The sequence below is a fragment of the Kitasatospora sp. NPDC059973 genome (assembly GCF_042737525.1).
Taxonomy (GTDB): Bacteria; Actinomycetota; Actinomycetes; order Streptomycetales; family Streptomycetaceae; genus Kitasatospora.
The window spans coordinates 1-6,312 of record NZ_JBHWUI010000277.1; the positions used below are offsets into that span (position 1 = coordinate 1).

The window sequence follows — 6,312 nt, forward strand, 5'->3', positions numbered from 1 at the left end:
CTACTGCCCGCGGGCCAGCAGCACGGCGCCGCGCAGCGAGGAGAGCCCGCCCAGCCGGGCCGGGGCGACCGGCAGCGGGGCCAGGCCCGGCCGGGCGAGCGCGGCGAGGTGCTCGGCCGTGCGGTCGGCGAGTTCGGGGATCCCGGCCGCGAAGCCGCCGCCGAGCACGGCGAGCCGGGGGTGGAGCAGCTCCGCCACGCCCACGGCGGCGGCGGCCAGGGCGCGGCCGGTCCGGTCGAGTGCCGTGACGGCCCAGGACTGCCCGGCCCGCAGCCCCGCCCGCAGCTCGTCGAAGGTGACGGGCGCGCCGCGCAGCCGCTCGGCGCGGGCCAGGGTGGCGGGCCCGGAGGCGGTCGCCTGGAGGCACCCCCGGCGGCCGCAGACGCAGACCGGGCCGTCCAGTTCGACGACCAGGTGGCCGAGTTCGAAGGAGCCGTGCGCCGGGCCCGGGCAGAGCCGGCCGCCGAGCACGAGGCCGCCGCCGATGCCGGTGCCGACGCCCAGGTAGAGGAGGTCGGCGCAGGCCGCCGCCTCGGCCTCGGCGAGGGCCGCGAGGTCCCCGTCGTCCGCCCAGACGACGGCCGCCCCGGGGAACAGCGCCCGCAGCGCCGGGCCCAGGGGCAGACCGGTCCACTCCGGCCGGCTGGGCCAGGCGGTGACCCGCTCGTCCGGGCCGACGGTGGCGGGCATCGCGACACCGACGGCCCGGAAGGGCGCGCCCGACCGGGCCGTCAGCGTGCCGACGTGCTCGGCGAGCCGGGCCAGGTCGTGGTCGGCGCCGCGGCCCGGGCCCCAGGCGAAGGAGGTCTCCTCGGCCCGGCCCGTCGCCGACTCCGCCCGCAGGGCGACCTTGGTGCCGCCGACGTCGATGCCGAGGTAGCGCGGCGCCTCCTCGGCGTCCGTCGCGCCGCCGGGCCCCGGTGCCGGTCCGTTCTCGCCGGTCCGCATGGTGTGCCGCCTCCGCGCGGTCGGGTCAGCGCCCGCTGAGGGCCGGGCAGAGGGCGAGCAGCTCGACCGGGCGGCGCAGCACCACGTCGGGGCCGGCCGCGAGCAGCTCGGCCTCGTCCGGACCGGCCCAGAGGGCGGCGGCGGAGGCGACCCCGGCGCCGCGGGCGCTGGCCAGGTCGGTCGGCGCGTCACCGATCATGATGGCCTGGTCGGCGGGTACGTCCAGCAGTTCCAGCGCGCGCAGCACGATGTCGGGGGCTGGCTTGGGCCGGGCCACCTCGTCGGAGCCGATCACGTGGGCGAAGTACGGGAGCAGGCCCAGGCCGTCGAGCAGGGAGCGGGCCCGGTCGCCGGCCTTGCCGGTGGCCACGGCCATCCGCAGGCCCCGGTCACGGAGCTCCTGGAGCAGTTCGGGGATGCCGTCGAAGACCTGCACCTGGTGCGCGAGCCGGTAGCTCTCGCGGACGAAGGGCGCCTCCATCTCCAGCGGCAGGCCCATGATCCGCATGATGTCGGGGAAGTAGCGGCCCTGGTGGCGCTGGTACTCCTCGAAGGGCGCCGGGCCGTCGCCGACGATCTCGGCGTAGGCGATGGAGAACGCCTGGCCCATCACGGCGAAACTGTCGACGATGACCCCGTCCAGGTCGAAGACGACCGCCTGCCGGGGGTTCGCTGCTCTGTCCGTGGTCGTGGCGGACCCGGGTGCCGATGTGGCGGTCATGAGGTCCTCACCTCCTCGTGGGCGGCTGCGGGACGGGCGGATCGCGCCCGGCCGGCAACGCGGGCCGACTCGTAGAAACTCTCGATGAGCTGGACCGTGCCACGCGCCTGCGCGATGGCCCGGCCGCGATGGGCGGGGTCGGCCAGCAGTGCCCCGAGGCCGTCCAGTTGGCGCCGGTACTCGGCCCCGATCGGCTCCGCCGGCACGGCGATCCGACGGGTGGTGCCCTCCCGGGTCAGGGTCAGGACCGGCTCGGGCTGCCGGTTGGGGCTGAAGCCGAAGGTGCAGCGCAGTTCCGCGCTGCCGGCGCTGCCCTCGACCACGATCCGGGAGACGTCAAGGGCCTCGTGGGAGGCCCAACTGGCCCGCAGCGAGACGGAGATGCCGTCCTCGCGGACCAGGAAGCCGCGGGCGGTGTCCTCCACGTCGCCGGTGAGCGCGTCGGTGGGCCGGTCCTGGCGCCAGGCGGCGGACCAGGCGCCGACGTTGACGAAGTCGTCGGAGGTCGCGCCGACCACCTGGGCGAACTCGGCCGGCCCGACCAGGGCGGCCAGCGCGTCCAGCAGGTGCCAGCCGAGGTCGACCAGCACCCCGCCGCCGGCCGTGCTGCGCCGGGTGAACCAGCCGCCGGCCTTCGGGACGCCGCGGGCCCGCACCCACGACAGGTCGACGTGCCGCACCCGCCCCAGGTCGGGGACGAGCGCGGCCAGTTCGCGGACGTCGGCGCGGTGCCGGGCGGCGCTGCCGGCCAGCAGCACGCCGCCGTCGAGCTCGGCCCGCGCCAGGTCGTCCGCCTCGGCGGAGGTCAGGCAGACCGGCTTCTCCAGGAAGACCGCGAGGCCGCGCCGCAGCAGCGCCGCGGCCACCTCGGCGTGCAGGTGGTTGGGCACGGCGACGACGGCGACGTCGACGTCCTCGGGGTGGAGGGCGTCCACCGCCGCGTGGGCGGGGATGCCCGTCGCCTCGCCGACCGCCGCCCGCAGCGCCGGGTCGGGGTCGACGACGGCGACCACGTCGAAGTCCTCGTGCGTCCTGAGCCGCGAGAGCCAGAGCTCCCGGCCGGCCCAGCCGAGCCCGACGACGGCGGCGCGATGCCTCACAGGGCTGCCACTGCGTCGGCGACGATCGCGGCGGTGGCGTGCAGGGCCTCCTCGGAGGCGAGCAGGACGCGGTGGTGCAGCCAGACGCAGTCCCGGCTGATGGCCTCGGTGTTGGGGCAGCGCTCGGCGACCGCCTCCGGGGTCTCGTCGGGGGCGGCGGTCTCCCAGAACGCGTCGGTGCGGTAGATCGCGCGGAACGCGGCGAAGGCCGGCAGGCCGGCGTCGACCAGGCGGTCGACGAGCTCGTTGCGGCCCTCCTCGGAGATGCCGGGGATCCGGAACATCGCCATGTAGTGCGAGTTGCGGTCGGCCCGCGGGTCGCTGCCCTGGGGGACGACGCCGTCGATCGCGCCGAGCAGGCCGGACAGCAGGTTCCAGCGCTCCTCGCGCAGGTCGGTCTGGGCGTCGAGGCGGCGCAGCTGGGCGCGGAGCACGGACGCCGAGAACTCGTTGAGCCGCATGTTGGTGCCGGCGATCTGGTGGAAGTACCGGCGGTCGGTGCGCGGCCGGCCGCAGCTGTGCCGCAGGAACGCGGCCTCGTACAGCTCCGACTCGGGGAACAGCAGGGCGCCGCCCTCGCCGGCGGTCATCAGCTTGCCGTTCTGGAAGCTGAAGGCGGCCACCGAGCCGAGCTCGCCGACCCGCTTGCCCTGCCAGCGCGCGCCGTGCGCGTGCGCGGCGTCCTGGAGCAGCGGGACGCCGGTGGACTCGGAGAGCTTGCCGAGGGCGTCCATGTCCGCGATGAGCCCGGCCATGTGCACGGGCATGATCACCCGGGTGCGCGGGGTGATCGCGGCGGCCACGGCCGCCACGTCGATGTTGTAGGTCACGGGGTCGACGTCGACGGGGACGGCGACCGCGCCGAGCCGCTGGGCGGCCTGGGAGGAGGAGATGAAGGTGAAGCCCGGCACGATGACCTCGGTGCCCGGGCCAGCGCCCAGACACTGCAGCGCCAGCTCCAGCGCGTGCGTGCCGTTGGTGACCGCCAGGGCGTGCGGTGCGCCGTGGTGGTCGGCGAACTCGCGCTCGAAGGAGTTCACCTCGTCCCCGCCCATGCGCCACCACTGGCCCTGCTCCAGAGCGCGTATCAGGCCGCTCCGCTCGTCGTCGTCGTACTGCGGCCAGGAGGGGAATTCCGGTGCCGGTCGCGCGTTCATGTCTCTCCAAATCTCCGCTACGAACTGGTCTCCGCTTTTGGACGGCCTGGCGGGATTGAGCGGGCGGGGCGCGTGGCCGACGGAAGAGCGGAACAATGGCCCCTGGGATTTCACGCAAGGTATTGCGGCCTCACAGTAGGCGCCGCCCTCGGCGGCCCGCATCCCTCGTTCTGGTAGTCGTCGGCCCCGACCTGCCGATCACCCGTCAGCGCAGCCCGAAGAATGCGCGGTACTCGTCCACCTGACCGTTCAGCATGTGGATTCCGTGGTGGACGTCGAACCCCAGGGCGGCCGCCAGCCGCAGCAGCGGCGTCTCCCTCGGTTGCATGATGATGTCCGCCACCACGGCGCCGGGCGCGAGGGCGTCCGGCCGGAACGGCAGCGGGTCGCCCGGGCGCAGGCCCAGCGGGCTGGCGTTCACCGCGATGTCGCTGTCGTGCAGGGGTGGTGCGGCCGAGGCCCGGACCCGGCCGGGCCAGTGCTCGGCCAGCCGTGCGACGAGCGCGGCCAGCCGGGGCCCGTCCGGGTCGGTGACGGCGAGCCGCTCGGCGCCCGCGGCGAGCACGGCGGCCGCGATGGCGCTGCCCGCCCCGCCGGCGCCGGCCAGCGCGACCCGGCGGCCGCGGACGTCGTGGCCGGCCCGCGCCAGGCCCGCGACGAAGCCGGAGCCGTCGAAGTTCTCGGCGAGCCAGCCGCCGTCGGGTTCGCGGCGCAGCACGTTGGCGGTGCCGGTGATCTCCACGGTGCGGCTGCGCCGGTCGGCGAGGCCGGCGGCGGCGGCCTTGTGCGGCACGGTGACGAACAGGCCGTCCAGGTTGCCGATGTGCTGCAGGCCGCGGACCACCGTGGCCAGGTCCCCCGGCCGGGCGTGCACCGGGACGAGCACCGCGTCGATGCCGAGCCGGGCGAACAGCGGGTTCAGCAGCCCGGGTGACTGCACCTGGGCGACCGGGTCGCCGAGGACGGCGTACAGCCGGGTGGCCCCGCCGATCGGCGGGCCGGGCGGGACGGCGGGCTGCGGGACGTCGGTCATCGTGGCCTCCCGGGGCGGGGTGCGACGCCCTGTGCGACCGCTTCCGCGAACATCTCCGCGACGGTGAAGGCGAGTTCCATCGACTGCTCGGCGTTCAGGCGCGGATCGCAGGCGGTCCGGTAGTTGCGGGGCAGCTCGTGCTCGGCGATCCCCCGGGCGCCGCCGAGGCACTCGGTGACGTCCTCGCCGGTCGCCTCCAGGTGGAGGCCGCCGGGGTGGGTGCCGAGCGCGCGGTGGACGTCGAGGAAGCCGGCGATCTCCTCGACGACGTGGTCGTAGTGGCGGGTCTTGTACCCGTTGTCCGCGGTGCGGGAGTTGCCGTGCATCGGGTCGCACTGCCAGACCACCTGGTGGCCGGAGGCGGTGACCTTCTCGACGATCGGCGGGAGCACCTCGCGGACCCGCGCGTGCCCCATCCGGCTGATCAGCGTCAGCCGCCCGGGGGTGCCGTGCGGGTCGAGCCGGCGCACGTACTCGACCGCCTGCTCGGGGGTGGTGCCCGGGCCGATCTTCACGCCGATCGGGTTGGCCAGCAGCTCCGCGAAGGCGATGTGCGCGTCCTCGGGCCCGCGGGTGCGCTCGCCGATCCAGAGGAAGTGCGCCAGTCCGCTGGAGTACAGCGGCTCCGGCCCGTCGTCCGTCACCCGGAGCAGGGCGCTCTCGTAGTCCAGCAGCAGGGCCTCGTGGCTGACGTAGACCTCGCTCCCGGGCGCCGTCCCGCCGCCGGCTCCCGGGCCGGCCGGGAGGCCCAGGCCGCGGCCGATCTCCTCGGCCGCCGGCGCGTACCGGTGGCCCCCCGGCGCGTCGCGGACGAAGCGGAGGTTCTCGGCGTGCAGCGCGTGCGGGTCGCCCAGGCCGTCCCGGCGGAGCCGGCGGGCGATGTCCACCGTCCGCGAGGCCTCGGCGTGGGCCAGGAGCATCCGCTCCGGGTCCGGGGTGCGGGCGGCGGGCGTGGGTTCGACGCCGTTGACGATGTCGCCCCGGTAGACCGGCAGGCCGTGGGCGTCGACCTGGTGGGAGCGCGGCTTGGCGTACTGGCCGGCGGCCCGGGCGACCGGCACCACCAGCAGTCCGGTGGTGCGGGCGAGCACCAGGGCCATCCGCTGCAGCAGGCCGAGGTTGGCGCGCAGGTGCGGCTCGGTGTTGTCGGCGAAGGTCTCCGCGCAGTCGCCGCTCTGGAGCAGGAAGGCCTCGCCCCGGGCGACGGCCGCCAGCCGCTCGGCGAGCCGGGCGGTCTCGGCGGGCGTGACGATCGGGGCGGCGGCGCGCAGCCGGGCGACGACCTCCTGCGCGCGGGCCCGGTCCGGCCAGCCGGGCTGCTGCGCGGCGGGCCTGGCCAGCGCGGCAGCGAGG

The 6,312-nt window shown here is 76.1% G+C and carries 6 protein-coding genes; all 6 read right to left on the reverse strand.

Annotated elements, in window-relative coordinates; genetic code table 11:
* The 6 genes from ACFWA9_RS37495 to ACFWA9_RS37520 all read right to left on the reverse strand — a co-directional run bounded on the left by ACFWA9_RS37495 (position 1) and on the right by ACFWA9_RS37520 (position 6,299).
* On the reverse strand, positions 1–948 hold the full coding sequence (locus ACFWA9_RS37495; RefSeq protein WP_380393742.1) for an ROK family protein: 948 nt from the start codon (positions 946–948) through the stop codon (positions 1–3).
* Between the two features lie 25 nt (positions 949–973).
* Positions 974–1,669: an HAD-IA family hydrolase gene (locus tag ACFWA9_RS37500; RefSeq protein WP_352294550.1), complete on the reverse strand. Its 696-nt coding sequence runs from the start codon at positions 1,667–1,669 to the stop codon at positions 974–976.
* A complete protein-coding gene (locus tag ACFWA9_RS37505) occupies positions 1,666–2,769 on the reverse strand; it encodes a Gfo/Idh/MocA family protein (RefSeq protein ID WP_380393745.1) in 1,104 nt (367 codons plus the stop codon). Before ACFWA9_RS37505 ends, ACFWA9_RS37500 begins: the two co-directional genes overlap by 4 nt.
* Positions 2,766–3,926: a 3-amino-5-hydroxybenzoate synthase gene (gene rifK / locus ACFWA9_RS37510; protein ID WP_352294548.1), complete on the reverse strand. Its 1,161-nt coding sequence runs from the start codon at positions 3,924–3,926 to the stop codon at positions 2,766–2,768. The genes ACFWA9_RS37505 and rifK overlap by 4 nt, the downstream gene beginning before the upstream one ends.
* Before the next feature lie 205 nt (positions 3,927–4,131).
* A complete protein-coding gene (locus ACFWA9_RS37515) occupies positions 4,132–4,959 on the reverse strand; it encodes a shikimate dehydrogenase family protein (protein WP_380393748.1) in 828 nt (275 codons plus the stop codon).
* Positions 4,956–6,299 carry a 3-deoxy-7-phosphoheptulonate synthase gene (locus ACFWA9_RS37520; protein WP_380393751.1) on the reverse strand — a complete coding sequence of 448 codons (1,344 nt, stop codon included), beginning with the start codon at positions 6,297–6,299 and terminating at the stop codon, positions 4,956–4,958. Before ACFWA9_RS37520 ends, ACFWA9_RS37515 begins: the two co-directional genes overlap by 4 nt.
* Positions 6,300–6,312: the final 13 nt, after the last annotated feature.

Excerpts from the sequence above, each read along its gene's own strand:
- ACFWA9_RS37500 (WP_352294550.1), bottom strand. The coding sequence starts at position 1,669 with ATGACCGCCACATCGGCACCCGGGTCCGCCACGACCACGGACAGAGCA.
- ACFWA9_RS37495 (WP_380393742.1), bottom strand. The coding sequence starts at position 948 with ATGCGGACCGGCGAGAACGGACCGGCACCGGGGCCCGGCGGCGCGACG.
- ACFWA9_RS37515 (WP_380393748.1), bottom strand. The coding sequence starts at position 4,959 with ATGACCGACGTCCCGCAGCCCGCCGTCCCGCCCGGCCCGCCGATCGGC.
- rifK (WP_352294548.1), bottom strand. The coding sequence starts at position 3,926 with ATGAACGCGCGACCGGCACCGGAATTCCCCTCCTGGCCGCAGTACGAC.